Annotated in this window: 17 protein-coding genes; 9 read left to right on the plus strand and 8 right to left on the minus strand. The window is 73.5% G+C overall.

Features of this window, described 5'->3' with window-relative positions:
• Positions 1-64: 64 nt before the first annotated feature.
• Positions 65-1,075: an ABC transporter substrate-binding protein gene (locus FNH09_RS05830; protein WP_162468171.1), complete on the minus strand. Its 1,011-nt coding sequence runs from the start codon at positions 1,073-1,075 to the stop codon at positions 65-67.
• A 113-nt stretch (positions 1,076-1,188) separates the two neighbouring features.
• Between FNH09_RS05830 and FNH09_RS05835 the strand changes: the two genes are divergently transcribed.
• The 3 genes from FNH09_RS05835 (at position 1,189) to FNH09_RS05845 (ending at position 5,040) form a co-directional block, all read left to right on the plus strand.
• Positions 1,189-2,670 carry an HtaA domain-containing protein gene (locus FNH09_RS05835; RefSeq protein ID WP_152885664.1) on the plus strand — a complete coding sequence of 494 codons (1,482 nt, stop codon included), beginning with the start codon at positions 1,189-1,191 and terminating at the stop codon, positions 2,668-2,670.
• 53 nt (positions 2,671-2,723) lie between these two features.
• Positions 2,724-4,268, plus strand: a complete 1,545-nt coding sequence (locus tag FNH09_RS05840) for an HtaA domain-containing protein (RefSeq protein WP_152885665.1) — start codon at positions 2,724-2,726, stop codon at positions 4,266-4,268.
• A gap of 127 nt (positions 4,269-4,395) precedes the next feature.
• Complete coding sequence (locus tag FNH09_RS05845) at positions 4,396-5,040, plus strand: PhzF family phenazine biosynthesis protein (protein WP_162468172.1); 645 nt, start codon at positions 4,396-4,398, stop codon at positions 5,038-5,040.
• Positions 5,041-5,067: 27 nt separating this feature from the next.
• Here the strand turns inward: FNH09_RS05845 and FNH09_RS05850 are convergent, their stop codons facing one another.
• Together FNH09_RS05850 and map are read right to left on the minus strand one after the other, a co-directional pair.
• Positions 5,068-5,715, minus strand: coding sequence for a biliverdin-producing heme oxygenase (locus FNH09_RS05850; RefSeq protein ID WP_152885666.1), 648 nt, complete (start codon positions 5,713-5,715; stop codon positions 5,068-5,070).
• 145 nt (positions 5,716-5,860) lie between these two features.
• Complete coding sequence (map, locus tag FNH09_RS05855) at positions 5,861-6,718, minus strand: type I methionyl aminopeptidase (RefSeq protein WP_152885667.1); 858 nt, start codon at positions 6,716-6,718, stop codon at positions 5,861-5,863.
• Positions 6,719-6,776: 58 nt separating this feature from the next.
• Between map and FNH09_RS05860 the strand changes: the two genes are divergently transcribed.
• Complete coding sequence (locus FNH09_RS05860) at positions 6,777-7,010, plus strand: hypothetical protein (RefSeq protein WP_152885668.1); 234 nt, start codon at positions 6,777-6,779, stop codon at positions 7,008-7,010.
• Between the two features lie 56 nt (positions 7,011-7,066).
• Here FNH09_RS05860 and FNH09_RS05865 read toward each other — a convergent pair whose 3' ends face one another.
• Positions 7,067-7,669 (minus strand): hypothetical protein, encoded by a 603-nt coding sequence (locus FNH09_RS05865; RefSeq protein ID WP_152885669.1) that lies wholly within the window; start codon positions 7,667-7,669, stop codon positions 7,067-7,069.
• Between the two features lie 117 nt (positions 7,670-7,786).
• Between FNH09_RS05865 and FNH09_RS05870 the strand changes: the two genes are divergently transcribed.
• From FNH09_RS05870 to FNH09_RS05880, 3 genes are all read left to right on the plus strand, one after another.
• Positions 7,787-8,860 (plus strand): sialidase family protein, encoded by a 1,074-nt coding sequence (locus FNH09_RS05870; RefSeq protein ID WP_152885670.1) that lies wholly within the window; start codon positions 7,787-7,789, stop codon positions 8,858-8,860.
• A 37-nt stretch (positions 8,861-8,897) separates the two neighbouring features.
• Complete coding sequence (gene npdG, locus FNH09_RS05875; protein ID WP_152885671.1) at positions 8,898-9,602, plus strand: NADPH-dependent F420 reductase; 705 nt, start codon at positions 8,898-8,900, stop codon at positions 9,600-9,602.
• Positions 9,603-9,673: 71 nt separating this feature from the next.
• Positions 9,674-9,907, plus strand: a complete 234-nt coding sequence (locus FNH09_RS05880) for a hypothetical protein (protein WP_152885672.1) — start codon at positions 9,674-9,676, stop codon at positions 9,905-9,907.
• Here the strand turns inward: FNH09_RS05880 and FNH09_RS05885 are convergent.
• Positions 9,897-10,697, minus strand: coding sequence for a site-2 protease family protein (locus FNH09_RS05885; protein ID WP_152885673.1), 801 nt, complete (start codon positions 10,695-10,697; stop codon positions 9,897-9,899). The genes FNH09_RS05880 and FNH09_RS05885 overlap by 11 nt on opposite strands.
• A gap of 124 nt (positions 10,698-10,821) precedes the next feature.
• Here FNH09_RS05885 and FNH09_RS46610 point away from each other — a divergent pair, with 124 nt between their 5' ends.
• Both FNH09_RS46610 and FNH09_RS05895 read left to right on the plus strand, forming a co-directional pair.
• Positions 10,822-11,685 (plus strand): DUF6578 domain-containing protein, encoded by an 864-nt coding sequence (locus tag FNH09_RS46610; RefSeq protein ID WP_156110801.1) that lies wholly within the window; start codon positions 10,822-10,824, stop codon positions 11,683-11,685.
• 131 nt (positions 11,686-11,816) lie between these two features.
• A complete protein-coding gene (locus tag FNH09_RS05895) occupies positions 11,817-15,242 on the plus strand; it encodes an AfsR/SARP family transcriptional regulator (protein ID WP_152885674.1) in 3,426 nt (1,141 codons plus the stop codon).
• A 143-nt stretch (positions 15,243-15,385) separates the two neighbouring features.
• On the opposite strand, the gene FNH09_RS05900 is transcribed toward FNH09_RS05895, so the two are convergent.
• From FNH09_RS05900 to panB, 3 genes are all read right to left on the minus strand, one after another.
• Positions 15,386-16,207 (minus strand): ABC transporter permease, encoded by an 822-nt coding sequence (locus FNH09_RS05900; protein ID WP_152885675.1) that lies wholly within the window; start codon positions 16,205-16,207, stop codon positions 15,386-15,388.
• On the minus strand, positions 16,204-17,229 hold the full coding sequence (locus tag FNH09_RS05905; protein ID WP_152885676.1) for an ATP-binding cassette domain-containing protein: 1,026 nt from the start codon (positions 17,227-17,229) through the stop codon (positions 16,204-16,206). The genes FNH09_RS05900 and FNH09_RS05905 overlap by 4 nt, the downstream gene beginning before the upstream one ends.
• A 228-nt stretch (positions 17,230-17,457) precedes the next feature.
• The gene (gene panB / locus FNH09_RS05910) at positions 17,458-18,324 is read right to left on the minus strand and encodes a 3-methyl-2-oxobutanoate hydroxymethyltransferase (RefSeq protein ID WP_152885677.1); all 867 of its coding nucleotides are present in this window, start codon (positions 18,322-18,324) and stop codon (positions 17,458-17,460) included.
• Positions 18,325-18,488 lie beyond the last annotated feature (164 nt).

The raw sequence follows: 18,488 nt of genomic DNA on the forward strand, positions 1-18,488 counted from the left end.
GTGGAGCCGGCCGGGGCGGCGGGGGCCGGGTCCGCGGGCCGCACCGGCTCGTTCCCGACGGCGGTCATCGCGCGTCACCCCCGTACAGCTGCGTCACGATCGACTTCAGCACCTGGTCGGTGCGCGGACCGTAGTTGAGCAGCACCCCGTCCTCGACGGACACGACCCGCCGGTCGGCTCCGGCCGGCGTCTGGGCGACGCCGGGGATCCTCACCAGCCCCTCGATCCCGCCGACCGATTCGAGTCCCTTGGTCATGACGAGGATCGCGTCCGGCGCCGCCTGGGCCAGGGCCTCGGTGGTGATGGCGGTGAAGTCCTTGTCCAGCCCGGACCGCGCGCCCGCGTCGACGGCCCCGGCCGCCTCCAGGAGCGAGACCGCGCCCGAACGCGCGCCGCCGATGAGGTACACGGAGGCCGAGCCGCGCAGATAGAGGAAGGCGACCCGCGGCTTCCCGGTGTGCCGCGGAATCTCCTTGCGCACGGCGGCGATCCGCTGCTGCGAGCGCCGGGCCAGCTCCGTCCCGGCGGCCGGTACGCCGAGGGCGTCGGCCACGGCCCGGATGCGCGGGCCCACGTCGGCCAGGCCCAGGGCCGGGCCGACCACCAGGACGGGCACCCCCGCGGCCCGGAGCTGGTCCATCGCCTCCCGGGGGCCGGTCGTCGTCTCGGCGAGGACCAGATCGGGGCGCAGCGCGAGCACGCTCTCGGCCGAGACGTCGTGATTGCGGGTCACCACCGGCAGTTTCGCGGCCTGTTCGAAGGTGGCCGTGATGTCGCGGGCGACGACGCGGTCGCCGAGCCCGAGCGTGAACACGATCTCGCTGAGGCTGCCGGACAGCGCGACGATGCGCCGGGCCGCGGCGACGGTCACCTTCCGGCCGTCGGCGGAGGAGACGGTGACCGGCAGCCGGGGCTGCGGGGTGTCCGTCAACGGCTCGACGCGGTCGGCCTGTCCGGTCGCCGAGGCCGGCCGTGCCGCGGACCCGGGGGAGGCGGTCGTACAGCCGGCAGCGGTGAGGGTGAGGGCGAGCACCGAGACCAGTGCCGCCGCCAGTTGCGTGCGCAAGCGTCGCACGGTCCGTCCGTTTCTCTCGGGTCGTCAGTCGGCGTGGAGCGAATGAAGCTTAGGTTAGCCTTACCTATGTTCGCCACCGTCACCGCTCCCTCACCGTGTCCGGAGGACCTGCCATGCCCGCACGTCTTCGTGCCCTGCTCGTCGTGGTGTGCGCGGCCGTACTCGGGGCCCTGCTCCCGGCCGCCGACGCCCGGGCCGCGAGCCGCACCGTCCAGGGCGGCCGGCTCGACTGGGGTGTCAAGTCCTCGTTCCAGAGCTATGTCACCGGGCCCGTCGCCAACGGCGGTTACTCCCTGACCGGCGGCGCGGCCACCGTGGGTGCGAGCGGCTTCCGCTTCCACTCGGCGACGGGCGCCTACGACGGCGCCACCGGCGCCTTCCGCGCCTCCTTCGCCGGCGGGGTCCACTTCGTCGGCCACAAGGCGGCGGACGGCACTTACCAGTTGGACCTCACCCTCAGCCGGCCCAGCGTCCGCGTCAGCGGCTCCACCGGCACGCTCTACCTGGACGTCACCAGCAAGGCGAAGGGCACCGGGACGGTCACGACGTCCTCGCAGGTGCCCTTCGCCTCCCTCGCCCTGGGCGGCATCGACATGCGGGGCGCCGGTACGTCGGTCGCCCTCGCCGGGGTGCCCGCCACGCTGACCTCGCAGGGCGCCAGGTCCTTCGCCGGGTACTACACCGCCGGGACGGCCCTCGACCCGGTGAGCCTGGCGGTGGACGTACGGCCCGCGAAGCAGACCTCGCAGCCGCGCACGCCCACTCCCACGCCCTCGCGCACGAAGGCGGCCGTGACGAAGGAGCGCGCGGGCGGCGCGATCGAGGACGGCGCGGTCGACTGGGGCGTACGGCGCACCTACCGGGAGTACGTCACCGGAGGCATCGCGAACGGGCGGTGGACCCTGTCCGGTGGTGCCCGGGACGGTGGCGCGCTCTTCCGCTTCCCCGCGGGCGAGGGCACGTACCGCGAGGGCGCGCTGACGGCCCGGTTCGCCGGGGCGGTGCGCTTCACCGGCGACCACGGCCTCGACCTGGAACTGAGCGGACTGCGGGCCGTCGTCGGCCACGGTGTCGGCACCCTGTACGCCGATGTCGCGGGCATCGGCCTCACCCGCAAGAGGGTCCCGCTCGTCACCTTCGCCGCGCAGGGACTGAAGGACGACCACGGTCTGGTCGCGCTCACCGAGGCGCCCGCGACGCTCACCGCCGACGGTGCGAAGGCCTTCGGCGGGATGTACCCGGCGGGCACCGCGATGGACCCGGTGTCGCTGGCCGTCACCCTCACCGGCGAGGCCGAACTGCCCGCGCTGCCCGACCTCGGCGACACCGCGCCCGCCGTGCCCACGCCGGTGCCGACGGGCGCACCGAAGGCCTCGGTGGAGCCCGTCGTGAGCGCCACCGCCGGTGGCCACGGCGGCACGGCCCTGGCCGTCGCCCTCACGTCGGGCGCCCTGCTGCTGGCGGCCGCTCTGTTCACGACGGCCCGCCGCCGCACCCGTCGCCCTCGCACGACGACCGCCGACACCCCGGCCGAGGCCGTCACCGACGCCCCGGCCGACGCCCCGGCCGACACCCCGGCCGAGGACCGGTCCTGACCGGCCCCCGGCCCCTGTTTCCCCGTATCCCCGCACCGAGGAGAGATCCCGCCATGCCCGCCAGCATCCGTCCCCGCAGACGACCGCTCGCCCTCGCCGCCGCGGTGGCCACGGCCACCACCCTGGGCGCCGCCGCGCTCGCCCTCGCCCCCGCCGCCTCCGCGGCCGAAGTGCCGCTCACCGGCTACCGGTTGACCTGGGGCATCAAGGAGTCGTACCGCTCCTACGTGACCGGGCCCTGGGCACAGGGGACGTTCACCGCGTCCGACGGCGCCACGCAGGCCGCGGACAACGGCGTCTTCACCTTCACCGACGGCCAGGGCACCTACGACACCACCACCCACTCCGTGCGCCTGGCCTTCCAGGGCACCCTGACCGTCCGGTCCACGGCGCACGGCTTCACGAGGGTGCTGTCAGACCTCCGCTACGACAGCGGCGCGGGCGTCCTGACCGCCGACCTGGTCGCGGACGACGGAGCCAAGCAGCAGGACGTGCCGCTCGCCGAGGTCGCCGCGCCGACCGGCCCGGCGATGACCGACCTGGGCACCACGCTCACCACCGAGGCCGGCGCGTTCCTCGGCAGCGCCTCCTACGCGCACACGGCCGGCGACCCGCTGACGGTGGCGCAGCAGCAGACGACGCAGTCGCCGAGCCCCTCGGTCCCCGGGTCGGCCTCGCCGTCCCCGTCGACGTCCGCGACGGAGCCGGCCCCGGTCTCCCCGCCGGCCTCCGCGACCGGGTCGGCCTCCGCGTCCGCGAGCACGTCGGCGTCCGCGTCCCCCGGCGCCGGTTCGTCGCCCTCGGCCTCCGCCACGGAGTCCGCGCCGCGGGGCGACATAGCCGACGGCACGCTCGTGTGGGGTGTGAAGGAGTCGTTCCGTACGTACGTCGTGGGCCCCGTCGCCAAGGGCACGGTCACCGCGTCCGGTGGTGCCGCCCAGGCCGCGGGCAACGGCGTGTTCACCTTCCCCGACGCCACCGGGACCTACGACACCGAGGCCGGCACCCTCTCCGTCGCCTTCGAGGGCGCGGTGAACTTCAAGGGCCACGAGGACGGCGGCACCTACGGCCTCGACCTCACCCTCGCCGGCCTGAAGGCCACCGTGGACGGCGGCAAGGGCGAACTGACCGCCGATGTGACGAGCCTGGGCGAGACCTCGCGGGACGTGGTCCTGGCCGACCTGACGGCTGCCTCCGCCGACCTGACCCCGAAGAACGACGTCCTCACCCTCGACGACGTCACCGCGAAGCTGACCGCGGCCGGCGCGAAGGCCTTCGGCGGCTTCTACACCCAGGGCACCGCACTCGACCCGGTCGACCTGTCGGTGGCCCTGACCGACGACGCCGAACTCCCGTCCGGGGACTCCGGCGGCACGGGTGACACGGGCGGCTCCGGCGGCACGGGCGGTACCGGTGACACGACGGGCGGCACCACCGGCTCCGTCACCGGCGGCACGTCCGCCGGTACGACCGGCGGCAGCATGGCCGCGACCGGCGCGGACGTCCCCGTCGGCGCCCTGGGCGCGGCGGGCGCCGCGGCCGTGGCGGCGGGTGCGGGCACGGTGTACGTCGTCCGCAGGCGCCGTACGGAGGCGTAGACCGTCCGACCGGGGGCGGACCGGGGGCGGACCGGGTCCGGCCGGGTCGGGCCGCCGGGGTCCGCCCCCGGCCGCACCCCGGTCACCTGGGACGACGTCGCGTCCCGGTCGGTGCTTCAATTCCCCGGTGACTGATTACGACGTGCTGCGCGTGTTCTGCGCGGCGAACGGCGGGTACGGCAACGAGCTGGGTGTCGTCCGCGACGGCTCCCGGCTGCCGGACCGGGACGACCGGCAGGCCCTGGCGCTGAAACTGGGCTTCAGCGAGACGGTGTTCGTGGACGACCCCGAGCGCGGTGTCATCGACATCTACACCCCCACCTTGCGGCTGCCGTTCGCCGGACACCCCTGCGTCGGCGCGGCCTGGCTCGTGGACGTGCCCGAACTGGTCACACCGGCCGGAGTGGTCGGGGCGCGGCAGGACGGCGAGTTCAGCTGGATCGAGGCGCGGGCCGAATGGGTCCCGCCGCGCACTCTGCGCCAGTACGCCACCGCCGCCGAGGTCGACGCCCTCACCGTCCCGCCGCCCGGTGAGTGGATCTACGCCTGGGCCTGGGAGGACGAGGCCGCCGGACGGGTGCGCGCCCGTGCCTTCCCCGGCCGTGACGACGGCATCGACGAGGACGAGGCGACGGGCGCGGCGGCGATCCTGCTGACCGAGCAGCTCGGCCGGGCACTCAACATCACACAGGGCGCGGGCTCCCAGATCCTGACCGCGCCCCAGCCGTACGGATGGGTGGAGATCGGCGGCCGGGTCCTCCTGGAGCGTTGATCCCGGCCGCGGCCCCACGTCGTGTGCTCACGCGCTGAGCGGGAACTCCTCGGCCAGCGCGTGGAACACCGCCGTGTTCAGCGCGAACGCCCGCCTGCACTCCGCCACGATCCGCTGCCGCTCCAGATCGTCGGCCCGGACCGTGTCCAGCAGCTCGCGGTAGCCGCGCTTGAACGCGGCCGGGTTGGCGATCTCCTCGAAGACGTAGAAGCGGACCCCGTCACCCTTGCGCTCGAAGCCCCAGGTCCGTTCCGCCCGGTCGCGGATGATCTGGCCGCCGGAGAGGTCGCCGAGATAGCGGGTGTAGTGGTGCGCGACGTACCCGCCGGGCCACTGCTCCGCGCACTCGCGCACCCGGTCCGCGTACGCCCGGGTCGCGGGCAGCGCGGACAGGCCCGCCCGCCAGTCGGCGCCGCGCAGATGCGCCAGGTCCCGCTCCAGGGCGGCCAGCCGGAACAGCTCCGGCCGGACGAACGGCCCGGCCACCGGGTCCCCGGCCAGCCGCCCGGATCCGGCTTCCAGCGCCTCGTAGACGAACCACAGTTGCTCGGTGTAGCGCGCGTACGCGTCCACCCCCAGCCGGCCGCCGAGCAGATCGCTCATGAACGTCGAGGTCTCGGCCTCCGTGTGCTGCTCGTGCGACGCGGTGCGGATGACTGTCGAGAAGGAGTTCATGAAGCGCATCATCTAAGGTAAGCCTTACCTAAGTCAACACTTTTACCGACGGGCTGTCGGTAAAAACCCTACCCCGGATCCAGGACCCGATCACGGGAAAGGCCCGCTCTCCGGGGAGAGCGGGCCTGAGGCGGGTCGGGCGGTGCTACGGCAGGGTGAGGATCTCCGCGCCGGTGTCGGTGACCACGAGCGTGTGCTCGAACTGGGCCGTCCGCCGCCGGTCCTTGGTGACGACCGTCCAGCCGTCGTCCCACATGTCGTACTCGTGGGTGCCGAGCGTCAGCATCGGCTCGATCGTGAAGGTCATCCCCGGCTGGATCACCGTCGTCGCGTGCGGGCTGTCGTAGTGCGGGATGATCAGCCCGGAGTGGAACGACGAGTTGATCCCGTGCCCGGTGAAGTCCCGGACCACGCCGTACCCGAACCGCTTGGCGTACGACTCGATCACCCGGCCGATGATGTTGATCTGCCGGCCGGGCCGGACCGCCTTGATCGCGCGGTCGAGGGACTCCCGGGTCCGCTCCACCAGCAGCCGCGACTCCTCGTCCACCTCGCCGACCAGGTACGTGGCGTTGTTGTCGCCGTGCACCCCGCCGATGTACGCCGTCACGTCGAGGTTCACGATGTCGCCGTCGCGCAGCACCGTCGAGTCGGGGATGCCGTGGCAGATGACCTCGTTGACACTGGTGCACAGGGACTTGGGGAAGCCGCGGTAGCCGAGCGTGGACGGGTAGGCGCCGTGGTCGCACATGTAGTCGTGCGCCACCTTGTCGAGTTCGTCCGTCGTCACACCCGGCGCGATGATCTTCGCGGCCTCGGCCATCGCCTGCGCGGCGATCCGGCCGGCGCGGCGCATCGCCTCGATCGTCTCGGGCGTCTGCACCTCCGGTCCGGTGTACGGCGTCGGCGCGGGCCGTCCGACGTACTCGGGGCGGCGGATGTTTCCGGGTACGGAACGGGCGGGAGAGAGCTCACCTGGTACGAGCAGCGACTGGCCAGACATGCCAGCGAGTCTAACCAGCGGGGATGGGGGAACATGTCGATGGCGAGAGGAGCTGGTCATGGCCCTGTTCAAGAAGCGCACCGTCGGCAAGCCGGGCGAGTGGTACTACTGCCTGGAGCACAAGAAGGTGGAGGAGGGGCCGGACTGTCCGGGCAAGAACCGCTTCGGCCCGTACACCAGCCGCGAAGAGGCCCAGCACGCGATGGACACCGCCCGGGAACGCAACCTCCAGTGGGAGACCGACCCCCGCTGGCACGACGCCCCGCAGGGCGGCAACCCGGACGAGGACTGACCGCGCCCTCGGGCGTCTTCGGCCGTCGAGCCCCCCGCCCCCGGTCCCCGCGGTCCTCACCAGGGGGCCGGGGGCGGTGCCGTCAGCCGGTCGGCCAGGCCGGACAGCCGGTCCCGCAGCCGCCGGCGGCCCCGGGGGGCCGGCAGCGCGTTCTCCCCGGCCCCGGCGCTGACCAGGTGCTGCACGGTGTCCAGGTCCAGATCGGTGCCGTCCGGCACGGCGAGCGACTCATGGGCCATGGACACCAGGTCGCGGTCCCCGCAGCCGAGGGTAAGGACCGTCGCCCCGGCCCGGCGGGCGTCGTGCACCCGCTCCAGGAGCGGGTCGCCCGGACCCTCGGGCGCCACCACCAGCAGGGTCTCGCCGCGCCGCGCCGCCTCGATCCGGCCGAGACCGGCGGCCAGGTGCGCCGGGTCCGAGGGGCGCGCGTCGTGCCGTACGAGCGTGGGGGTCAGCTCCGGCGTCCCCGACCACGCGGCCTCGTCCACCAGATGCGCCGCCAGATGCCAGGGCTCGTACCCGGGCGTCCCCAGCAGCAGCAGCCCGCCCCCGTGCGACACCACCGAGCCGCGCAGCGCCCCCGCGAACCGCCGGGTGGCGCCCAGCCACTCGGTCCCGGCGAGCACTTCACGCAACAGCGCGACCCGTACGGCGTCCATACAGCCGCATACTGCCTCAACCCATCACTCGTGACCCGCAGTTCACCCCGAATTCGCCCGACCCGGGGAAAGAGGGGACGCGGGGGGCACACGGGAGACAGGGCCTGAGGAGTTCCCATGACCGAGACCACCGTCCCCTTCCGCGCGGGCCGCGAGGGGTACGCGAGCTACCGGATCCCGGCGGTCGTCCGCGCCGCCTCCGGCGCCCTGCTCGCCTTCTGCGAGGGCCGCGTCGACTCCGCGCGAGACCACGGCAACATCGACATCGTCCTGAAGCGCTCCACGGACGGCGGCCGCACCTGGGGCGCGCGGACCGTGGTCGCGGGCAACGGCACGGACCTCGCCGGGAACCCGGCCCCGGTCGTCCTCGACACCGGCCGGATCCTGCTCGTCCACGTCAGGGCCGCCGGCACCGTCACCGAGGACGCCATCCTGCGCGGCAGGGTCGCGGACGCCGACGGGCGGCGGGTGTGGGTGCAGCACAGCGACGACCACGGCGTGACCTGGTCGGGTCCGACGGAGATCACCAAGCAGGTGAAGCGGCCGGGCTGGCGCTGGTACGCCACCACCCCTGGCCACGCCCTCCAGTTGAGCTCGGGCCGCGTCGTCGTCGCCGCCAACCACACCGTGGCGCCCACCGGCACCGACCTCGGCAACGAGCCGCGGTACAACAGCGGCCACTGTCTGCTCAGCGACGACCGGGGCGCGACCTGGCACCTCGGCTACGTCGACGAGAACACCGACGGCTATGTCAACGTCAACGAGACCACCGCCGCCGAACTCCCCGACGGACGCGTCTACTTCAACACCCGCAACGACTCCCCGTCACCGGGCAACCGCGCCGACGCCCACTCCGCGGACGGCGGCCGCACCCTGCAAAAACCCTTCCGTCCGCAGGCCGGTCTGACCGCCCCCGTCTGCGAGGGCAGCGTCCTGTACCTGCGCGACCCCGACGTCCTGCTCTTCTCCGGCCCCGCCGACCCCGCCGCCCGCGCCCTGATGACACTGCGCGCCTCGGCCGACGGCGGTGTCACCTGGCGGCCGGTGCACACGGTGAGCGGGCTGCCCGCCGCCTACTCCGACCTGGTGCGCATCGACGCGGACACGGTCGGACTGCTCTACGAGACGGGCGACTTCGGCGCCTACGAGACCATCGCGTTCCACCGCGTGCCCGTGACGGAGCTCACCTGACCCGATGGGCGGCCCGGCCCGCACGTACAGTCGGCGCATGACCTCTAGCGACAGTGCACAGAAGACCCCCGCCAAGGACCCCTGGGAGCTCCCCGACGTCTCCGGGCTCGTCGTCGGTGTGCTCGGCGGGACCGGGCCGCAGGGCAAGGGCCTGGCCTACCGGCTCGCCAGGGCCGGCCAGAAGGTGATCATCGGTTCGCGGGCCGCCGAACGCGCGCAGGCCGCCGCCGACGAACTCGGCCTGGGGATCGAGGGCGCCGACAACGCCGAGACCGCGCGGCGCAGCGACATCGTGATCGTCGCCGTGCCGTGGGACGGCCACGGCAAGACCCTGGAGTCGCTGCGCGAGGAGCTCGCGGGCAAGCTCGTGGTCGACTGCGTCAACCCGCTCGGCTTCGACAAGCAGGGCGCCTACGCGCTGAAGCCCGAGGAGGGCAGCGCCGCCCAGCAGGCCGCCGCCCTGCTGCCGGACTCGCGGGTGACGGCCGCCTTCCACCATCTGTCCGCGGTGCTGCTCCAGGACGCGGGGATCGACGAGATCGACACGGACGTCATGGTCCTCGGCGAGGAGCGCGCCGACGTGGAGATCGTCCAGGCGCTGGCCGGCCGCATCCCCGGGATGCGCGGTGTCTTCGCGGGCCGACTGCGCAACGCCCACCAGGTGGAGTCGCTGGTCGCCAACCTGATCTCCGTCAACCGGCGCTACAAGGCGCACGCGGGGCTGCGCGTCACCGACGTGTGAGGCGTGCCGCCGGCCGCCCGGCGGCGCGGGTGGCACCTCGACGGGTGAGCCCGTGCCGGGCGGCCGGCGCGATGGGGGACACTGGACGGCGCCAGCAGTGTCCCCCGACAGGAGCCGTCCCCATGCCCCGCCTCGCCCTCTACAGCCTCGTCGTCTGCCTCCTCGCCGTCGTCGCGGCGGTCGTCTCGTTCGTGCAGGGCAGCTGGCTGGGCGTCGTCTGGGTGCTGCTGGCCGGGCTGTCGTCCAACATGACCTGGTACTACTTCAAGCGCTCCCGGGCGCAGGAGCGGTCCGTCACGGGCTGACCGCGCAGAACTCGTTCGTGCCCTGCCAGAAGCGGTAGAGCGCCTGGCCGCAGTACGTGTCGTTGCCGCTGATCCCGAGGCCGCGCAGGATCGTGTCGATCACGTCGAAGAAGGCGTGGTTGACGGACGGGAGCCACAGCAGCGCGAACACGAACAGCAGCCCGAACGGAGCGAACGGCTCCACCTGGCGCTTGATGCTGTACGACAGCCAGGGCTCGATGACGCCGTAGCCGTCCAGGCCGGGCACCGGCAGGAAGTTCAGCAGCGCGGCCGTGACCTGGAGCAGGGCGAGGAAGGCCAGCGCGTAGCGGAAGCCGCTCGGCACGCCGTCCAGCGCGCCCAGCCAGAACGGGGCCGTGCACACGGCCGCGAACAGCACGTTCGTCAGCGGTCCCGCGGCGGAGATCAGGCTGTGCCGCCAGCGGCCCCGGATGCGCCCGCGCTCGATGAAGACGGCGCCGCCGGGGAGTCCGATCCCGCCCATGATCACGAACAGCACCGGCAGCACGATGCTGAGCAGCGCGTGGGTGTACTTGAGCGGGTTGAGGGTCAGATATCCCTTCGACCCCACGGTGATGTCGCCGCTGTGCAGGGCGGTGCGTGCGTGCGCGTACTCGTGCAGGCACAGCGAGACGATCCACGCGGCCGTCACGAACAGGAACACGGCCACGCCCGGCTGCTCGGCGAAGCCGGTCCAGGTCGCCCAGCCGGTGACCGCGGTGACGGCCAGGATCCCGACGAAGACGGGGCTGACCCGCCGGTCGCTGTGACGGGTGGTGGTGGCGGTCATCAGTCGGGCTCCTGTGCTGCGTCCGGGTGGTGCGCGAGTGCTGGGCAGCCCGACCGTACCGGGCGCGAGGGGAACACGGGGAAAACGTCTCGCGTCCGGTCGCCGTTCCCGGGAAGGTGGGGCCATGGGACTCTGGCACGTGTTCTACCCGGGTTGGCAGATGGAATGCTGCGGCACCCCGTTCGCGGTCGGCGACGAGGTGAGCTGGCAGCTGCTCCTGGAGCGCGCCGACGACCTGGCCGACGGCGGCGGGCCCGGCCTGCTCACCGAGGTCACCGGACCGGTGGAGGAACTCCGGGACACCGATGCCGACGAGACCGGCCGCGACGACGGCGACCCGGACGACCGTGCCGACGCCGACGCCGACGCCGACGCCGACGCCGACGCCGATGACGGCGACGGTGGCGACACCGGCACCGGCACCGACGACGGTGGCGACACCGACGAGGACGACGACGGTTACGAGGGCTCGGTGCAGCTCCTGCGGGAGGACACGGGCCTGCTCGTGGCGCTGGCGCAGACGCTCCGACGACCACCGGCGGAGATGCGGACCGGGGACCGGGTCCGTGCGGCCGGGCTGCTGGGCGTGGAGCGGCACGGCGCCCGGTGGCCCGAGGTCACCGGCCGGGTACGGGCCGTCCAGGTGGTGAGCCGGGACTACGCCGAGACCGCGCCCGGCTCCCGTCCGTGGGAGCCGGTGCCCGGACGGCGGCGGCTGCGGCCGGTGGAACGCTGCCCGAAGTGGTTCGACGACGGTGAGGTACGCACGGGGGAGGACGGCCGGGGCCACCGTCGGTACGAGGAGGGGGCCCTGGTGACGCTGGAGGTGCCGGGCACCGACTCACGGCTGTCCCGCGCGGTGCGCGAGGCGCGGGGCATCCCGCACACCGGGGCCGCGCCGGGCGCCGAGACCGCGGGACTGACGCCGGAGGCGCTGCGTACGCTGCTGGAGGGGCTGAGTACGGTTTCCGGGAGCGGGCCGTCGTGAGACGACGGAGGGACGGCCGGCCAGAGGTGAGCGGGGAGACGGCCACCGGGGCACGGGCGCCCTTCCCGCGACCCCTCGGGGCACGCCCCGCCGACCGAACCCCGTGACCTGCCCCGACGCCACCGGAGACAATGGACCCCGTGCGCTATCGCATCCTCGGCACCACCCAGGCACTCCGCCCCGACGGCACGTCCGTCGCGGTCGGCGGGGCGCGGCTGCGCGCCCTGGTCACCGTGCTGGCCCTGCGGCCCGGCCGTACCGTCCCCGCGAGCCTGCTGGTCGACGAGGTGTGGGACGGTGACCCGCCCGCCGACGCGCCGGGCGCGCTCCAGGCGCTGGTCGGCCGGCTGCGCCGGGCGCTCGGCGCGGACGCGGTGGCCTCCGTCGAGGGCGGCTACCGGCTCACCGCCGCGTCCGACGACGTCGACCTGCACCGGTTCGAGCGGCTGACCGCCGACGGCCTGCGCGCCCTGGTCGACGGCGACCCCGCGAAGGCGGCCGGCGTCCTCGACGACGCCCTCTCCCTGTGGTACGGACCCGCCCTCGCCGACCTGCCCGACCGCACCGCGCGGGCCGCCCGCTGCGAGACCCGGCGCCTGGACGCGCTGCGCGCCCGCCACACCGCCGCGCTCGCCCTCGGCCAGGCCGAGCAGTCCCTGCCCGAACTGACCGCCCTGTGCGAGGCCCATCCCCTCGACGAACCCCTCCAGACGCTGCGGCTGCGCGCCCTGCGCGACGTGGGCCGCACCGCCGAGGCACTGGCCGCCTACGAGGACGTACGACAGCTGCTCGCGGACCGTCTCGGTTCCGATCCGGGTCCGGAACTGCGGGCGCTGCACACGGAGTTGCTCAACCCGCCCGAGGAGGCGGCCGGGCCCGCGCGGCGGGCGCCCGGCGGGCGCCCGCCCGCCGTGGCCGACGTCTCCCGCGACAGCCGGCGGCCGGGCAACCTCCGGGCCCGTCTCACCTCCTTCGTCGGCCGGGAGGCCGACATCGATGCCATCCGGGGCGACCTCGCCGGGGCCCGGCTCGTCACACTGCTCGGGCCGGGCGGCGCCGGGAAGACCCGGCTGTCCCAGGAGTCCGCGGAGGGCGTGCGGGACGTGGCCCGGGACGGGGTGTGGCTGGCCGAACTCGCCCCCGTCGACGACCCGTCCGACGTCCCGGAGGCCGTGCTCACCGCCATCGGCGCCCGTGAGACCGTGCTGCACGGCGCCGGTGCCGAGGGCATACGGGCGGCGGCCGCCGACCGGTTCGACGCTCCCGTGGAGCGGCTGGTCGAGTACTGCGCCCGGCGGCGCATGCTGATCGTCCTCGACAACTGCGAGCACGTCGTCGAGGCGGCCGCCCGGCTCGTCGAGGAACTGCTGGAGCGCTGCCCGGAGTTGACGGTGCTCGCCACCAGCCGTGAGCCCCTCGGTGTGCCCGGGGAGCTGCTGCGCCCGGTGGAGCCGCTGCCCGAGCCGGTCGCCCTGCGGCTGCTCGCCGAGCGCGGCGCGGCCGCCCGGCCCGGCTTCCGGATCGCGGACGACGTCGAGGCCTGCGCCGAGATCTGCCGGCGGCTCGACGGACTGCCCCTGGCCATCGAACTCGCGGCCGCCCGGCTGCGGATGTTGACGCCCCGCCAGATCGCGGACCGGCTCGACGACCGCTTCCGGCTGCTCACCTCCGGCAGCCGTACCGTCCGCCCCCGCCAGCAGACCCTGCGCGCGGTCGTCGACTGGTCCTGGGATCTGCTCGACGAGGACGAACGGGACGTCCTGCGGCGCCTCTCGGTCTTCGCGGGCGGTTGCGACCTCGCCGCCGCCGAGGCCGTGTGCGGTCCGGCCGCGCTGGAGGCACTCGGCTCGCTCGTCGACAAGTCCCTGGTGGTGGCCGCGCCTTCGACCGCCCCACCGGACCGCGGCACGGACCGCGGCACGGACCACGGCGCGGACCGAGGTACGGATCAGGGCGCAGGTGTGGGCGCAGCGCAGGGCGTCGAACCGGGCCAGGGCCCGGACGCCGGGATGCGTTACCGCCTGCTGGAGACCGTCGCCGAGTACGCGGGCGAACGCCTCGACGAGGCGGGCCGGCGCGGCGAGGCGGAGCGCGCCCACCTGACGTACTACCGCGAACTCGCCCGCACCACCGACCCGTTGCTGCGCGGCCCGGGCCAGCGCGCCGCCATCGAACGCTTCCAGACGGAGTACGAGAACCTGCGCACCGCGCTGCGCCACGCCGTGGCCGCCCGCGACGAGCAGGAGGCACTGTGCCTGGTCCTGTCGCTCGTCTGGTACTGGCAGATGCGTGATCTGCGCATCGAGGCCCGCAACTGGTGCGCCGAGGTCATGACCCTCGGCCCCGACCCGTTCACCGAGCCCGTCCAGCCGGCCGCAGCGGTGTGGCAGCGCTGCACGGACGCGCCGCCGCCGATGACCGGCGAGGTCCTCGCGGAGGCCCGCCGCGGCCTGCACCTCTCCCATCTGGCCTGCATGGACACCGAGATGGAGGCCTGGCAGCACCCGCAGGCCCAGGCCAAGCTGCGCGTGGTGGCCCAGACGTACGAGCCGGGCATGCCGCAGATCTGCCGCGCGCCCGGGATGCTCTGGTTCTTCGCCGTGATGCTCACCGGCGACATGGACCGCATCCGGGTCATCATCGACGCCGCCGTGCGGACCTGCCGCGAGACGCCGGACTTCGAATGGGAGCTCGCGGGCAGCCTCCAGATGCGTGCCAACCTGCTGGCCAACCGCACCGACTGGGCGGGCGACGCGGCCCACGACGCCGACGAGGCGCTGGAGATCTTCCAGCGGCTCGGGGACGCCTGGGGCACCGCCGAGGCGCTCTCGGCCCGTGCCGAGGCGCACGAGCGCAAGGGCGCCTACCTGGCGGCCGCCGCCGACTACGAGGCGGCCATCGAACACTCCGACCGGCTCGGCGCCCGCGCCCAGGTGGCGATCCTCACCGCCCGGCTCGGCGCCGCGCTGCTGGAGGCGGGGCAGGAGGAGGAGGGCGAGCGCCTGCTGCGCGAGGTGATCGGCCTGGGGGAGAACCCGTCCAACGAGGCGAGACCCTTCGCCCGGCTCTTCCTGTCCGGCTGGCTCAGCGTGAAAGGCCGTACGGTCGAGGCGCGCGAGCACATCGGGCTGCTGCGCGAGGAGTTCGGGCTGGCCCACTTCGTGGTCTTCGACGCGTTCATCCTGGGCTCGGAGGCCTGGCTGGACGCGGTCGACGGCCGCCACGAGGAGTCCCTGGCCACCGTCCGGCAGGCACTGGAGAAGGCCGGCGACCGGCTCGCGCAGAACATCGCCCCCCACATGCGCTCCATCTATCTGTCGGTCGCGGCGGTCTCCCTCGCCCAGGTCGACGGCGGCGCCCGCGCCCGGGACGCGGCCCGCTGCCTGGGCACCGCCGCCTGGCTGCTGCCCCCCGGCCATGTCGCCGGGGTCATGGAGCGTGCGGTGCAGGACCTGGCGGAGCGCTCCGTGCGGGCCGCGCTCGGCGACGAGGAGTACGAGGCCGCGTACGCGGCGGGCGGGAACCTCTCCTACGAGGAGGCCGCGGCCCTGGTCTGAGGGCCGCGGCACGACGCGCACCCGGGTGGCGGGGCCCGCGGGCGCGGGGCGCGGCAGGGCGGCGGCCGTTCCCGGGGGAGTGGCCGCCGCCCTGCCGCGGCGCGTACGCGCGTCCTGCCGCCCGAGAGCTGCTCCGACGGGCGTCAGCTCTTGGTGCGGAACTTGTGGATGGCGATCGGCGCCATCACCACAGTGAGCGCCAGCGACCAGCCGAGCGTCACCCACAGGCCGTGCGCGACCGGACCGCCCACCATCAGCCCGCGTGCCGCGTCCGCCAGGGAGGACAGCGGGTTGTACTCGGTGAAGTTCTGGAGCCAGCCCGGCATCGACTTGGTCGGCGCGAAGATCGACGAGCCGAACTGGAGCGGCATCAGCACCAGGAAGCCCATCGCCTGCACGGACTGCGCGCTCTTCATGATCACGCCGAGGGTGAGGAACACCCACATCAGGGCCGAACCGAAGATCGCCGACAGGCCCACGGAGGCGAACAGGCCGGGCCAGTTGGTGATGTGGAAGCCGACCAGGACACCGACGACCATGAGGACCGCGGTCGCGATCAGCATCCGCATCACCTCGACCGCTATCTTGGCGAACAGCACCGAGCCGCGCCCGATCGGCAGGGACCGGAACCGGTCCATGACACCGGAGTTGAAGTCGGTGTTGAAGCCGGTGCCCACGCCCTGGGCCATGTTCATGCCCATCATGGCCATCAGGCCGGGCACGACGTACTGCACGTACGCCTCCTGCCCGCCGCCGAGCGACTGCCCGATGGAGCCGCCGAAGACGTAGACGAACAGCAGCGTGAAGATGACCGGGAACAGGATCGCGTCGAACATCGACTCCGGGTCCTGGCGGATCCACAGCAGGTTGCGGCGGATCAGCGCGCCGGTGTGGCGCAGATGGGCGCGCAGCGTGATCGGCGCGTCGGCCTGGAGGGCGGTCGGGGGCAGAGTGGTGGCGCTCATACGGCGACCTCCTCGCGGTCTTCGGCGGGCGTGGCGTCCTGCGGGGCGCTGGCGCGGTGGCCGGTCAGCGACAGGAACACCTCGTCCAGGCTGGGCAGTTCGGTGCTGATGGAGGAGAGCGTGATCCCGCGTGCGGTGACCGCGCCGACCACGGCGGTCAGCTGCTCGTCGCTCAGGATCGGCACGAGCAGATCGCCGCTCTCGGTGTCCACGGTCGTCGTGGCGAGCCCGGTGATGCCCAGCTCGTCGAGCATCCCGGCGAGCGGGCGCAGCTCCAGCGGATCGAGCGGCCGCACGCGCAGGGTGCGTCCGCCCACCCGGGCCTTGAGCTCGTCGATGGCGCCGCCCGCGATGACCTTGCCGCGGTCGACGACCGTCAGCTCGGTGGCGAGCTGCTCGGCCTCCTCCATGTACTGGGTGGTCAGCAGGACGGTGACACCGTCCCCGACCATGGTCTTGACCTCGCTCCACACCTCGTTGCGGGTGCGCGGGTCGAGCCCGGTGGTCGGCTCGTCCAGGTAGAGGACGGCCGGCCGGCCGATCATCGAGGCCGCCAGGTCCAGCCGGCGGCGCATACCGCCGGAGTACGTGCCCGCCGGCCGCTTGGCCGCCTCGGTGAGCGAGAACCGCTCCAGGAGTTCGTCGGCGCGGGCGCGGGCGTCCTTGCGGGACAGGTCGAGCAGGCGGCCGATCAGGTAGAGGTTCTCCCAGCCGGGGAGCTTCTCGTCCACGGAGGCGTACTGCCCGGTCAGTCCGATCACCCGGCGCAGCTGCCGCGGCTGCCGTACGACGTCGTAGCCGGCGACGACGGCGTGTCCGGCGTCGGGGGCGGTGAGCGTGGACAGGATGCGCACGAGGGTGGTCTTCCCGGCGCCGTTCGGCCCGAGCACCCCCATCACGGTGCCCTCCCGCACGTCCAGGTCGACGCCGTCCAGCGCCTTGGTCTCCCCGAAGTGCTTCACCAGCCCCCGGACGGTGACGGCGGCGCCTCCGCCGTGGGGGTTCTTGTCGATTCGCGTCATGCCGACGACGGTGTCAGCCCCGACCGACAAACCACCGACACCCGGCCTACAGCCGCCGACATCCCACCGACAGTCGCCGACACTCGAACGACAGTCGCCGACAGTCGTTATCGGTACGAGGAGTCGCCGGGCGCCGCACAGGGCGCAGCCCCGCCGACGGGGGAAGATCGGCGGGGCTGCGTGGTGCGGCAATGGCTCGGTGGGCGCGGTGCCCGGCGGGCGGGTCGATCAGTGGACGGAGTGCTCCTCCAGCGGGAACGTCCCGCCGACGACGTCCTCGGCGAACGCTTTCGCCGCGTTGCCCATGACCTCGCGCAGGTCGGCGTACTTCTTGACGAACTTGGGCACCCGGCCGCCGGTCAGCCCCATCATGTCGGTCCACACCAGCACCTGGGCGTCCGTCTCGGGGCCCGCGCCGATGCCGACCGTCGGGATGTGCAGGACCCGGGTCACCTCGGCCGCCAGCTCTGCCGGGACCAGCTCCAGCACGACCGCGAACGCGCCCGCGTCCTGGACGGCCTTGGCGTCGCGCAGCAACTGCTGGGCGGCCTCCTCACCGCGGCCCTGGACCCGGTAGCCCATGGCGTTGACGGACTGCGGGGTGAGGCCGATGTGGGCCATCACCGGGATGCCGGACTCCACGAGGAGCCGGATCTGTTCGTGCGAGCGCTCGCCGCCCTCCAGCTTGACGGCGCCGACCCCGGCCTCCTTGACCAGCCGGGTCGCCGAGCGCAGCGCCTGGACCGGGCCCTCCTGGTAGGAGCCGAAGGGGAGGTCGCCGACGATGAGGGCGCGCCGGGTGCCGCGCACGACCGCGGCCGACAGCACGGTCATCTCGTCGAGCGTGACGGGTACGGTGGTCTCGTAGCCGAGGTGGCAGTTGCCCGCGGAGTCGCCGACGAGCATGACCGGGATCCCGGCCTCGTCGAAGACGGACGCCGTCATCGCGTCGTACGCGGTGAGCATGGGCCACTTCTCGCCGCGTTCCTTGGCGAGGGCGATGTCGCGGACGGTGACACGGCGGGTGCCCTTGCCTCCGTACAGTGCGTTGCTGCCGCCGGAGGGCGTTGTCTGGGCAGCCGAGAGCTGCGTCATGGGAACGACTCCTTACGTCATCTCGAGGCACCCTGACGGTGTCCCCGGACCGCATCCATGGTGGCACCTCGTGCCGGTGAGGGCCAGGGCACCCCGCGTGACGTTCCCCGCGTGTAAGGTCTCGGTAAAGGATTTCCGATACGAGACGGTCTCGTATCGGAAAG

Source organism: Streptomyces adustus (genome assembly GCF_009377175.1).
In the GTDB taxonomy this organism is placed as follows: domain Bacteria; phylum Actinomycetota; class Actinomycetes; order Streptomycetales; family Streptomycetaceae; genus Streptomyces; species Streptomyces adustus.

Bases quoted from the DNA above. Each gene is read 5' to 3' on its own strand.
- FNH09_RS05850 (WP_152885666.1), bottom strand. From the start codon at position 5,715: ATGAACTCCTTCTCGACAGTCATCCGCACCGCGTCGCACGAGCAGCAC.
- FNH09_RS05870 (WP_152885670.1), top strand. From the start codon at position 7,787: ATGACCGAGACCACCGTCCCCTTCCGCGCGGGCCGCGAGGGGTACGCG.
- FNH09_RS05900 (WP_152885675.1), bottom strand. From the start codon at position 16,207: ATGAGCGCCACCACTCTGCCCCCGACCGCCCTCCAGGCCGACGCGCCG.
- panB (WP_152885677.1), bottom strand. From the start codon at position 18,324: ATGACGCAGCTCTCGGCTGCCCAGACAACGCCCTCCGGCGGCAGCAAC.
- FNH09_RS05865 (WP_152885669.1), bottom strand. From the start codon at position 7,669: ATGGACGCCGTACGGGTCGCGCTGTTGCGTGAAGTGCTCGCCGGGACC.
- FNH09_RS05860 (WP_152885668.1), top strand. From the start codon at position 6,777: ATGGCCCTGTTCAAGAAGCGCACCGTCGGCAAGCCGGGCGAGTGGTAC.
- FNH09_RS05835 (WP_152885664.1), top strand. From the start codon at position 1,189: ATGCCCGCACGTCTTCGTGCCCTGCTCGTCGTGGTGTGCGCGGCCGTA.
- npdG (WP_152885671.1), top strand. From the start codon at position 8,898: ATGACCTCTAGCGACAGTGCACAGAAGACCCCCGCCAAGGACCCCTGG.
- FNH09_RS46610 (WP_156110801.1), top strand. From the start codon at position 10,822: ATGGGACTCTGGCACGTGTTCTACCCGGGTTGGCAGATGGAATGCTGC.
- FNH09_RS05840 (WP_152885665.1), top strand. From the start codon at position 2,724: ATGCCCGCCAGCATCCGTCCCCGCAGACGACCGCTCGCCCTCGCCGCC.
- FNH09_RS05895 (WP_152885674.1), top strand. From the start codon at position 11,817: ATGGACCCCGTGCGCTATCGCATCCTCGGCACCACCCAGGCACTCCGC.
- FNH09_RS05905 (WP_152885676.1), bottom strand. From the start codon at position 17,229: ATGACGCGAATCGACAAGAACCCCCACGGCGGAGGCGCCGCCGTCACC.
- FNH09_RS05885 (WP_152885673.1), bottom strand. From the start codon at position 10,697: ATGACCGCCACCACCACCCGTCACAGCGACCGGCGGGTCAGCCCCGTC.
- FNH09_RS05880 (WP_152885672.1), top strand. From the start codon at position 9,674: ATGGGGGACACTGGACGGCGCCAGCAGTGTCCCCCGACAGGAGCCGTC.
- map (WP_152885667.1), bottom strand. From the start codon at position 6,718: ATGTCTGGCCAGTCGCTGCTCGTACCAGGTGAGCTCTCTCCCGCCCGT.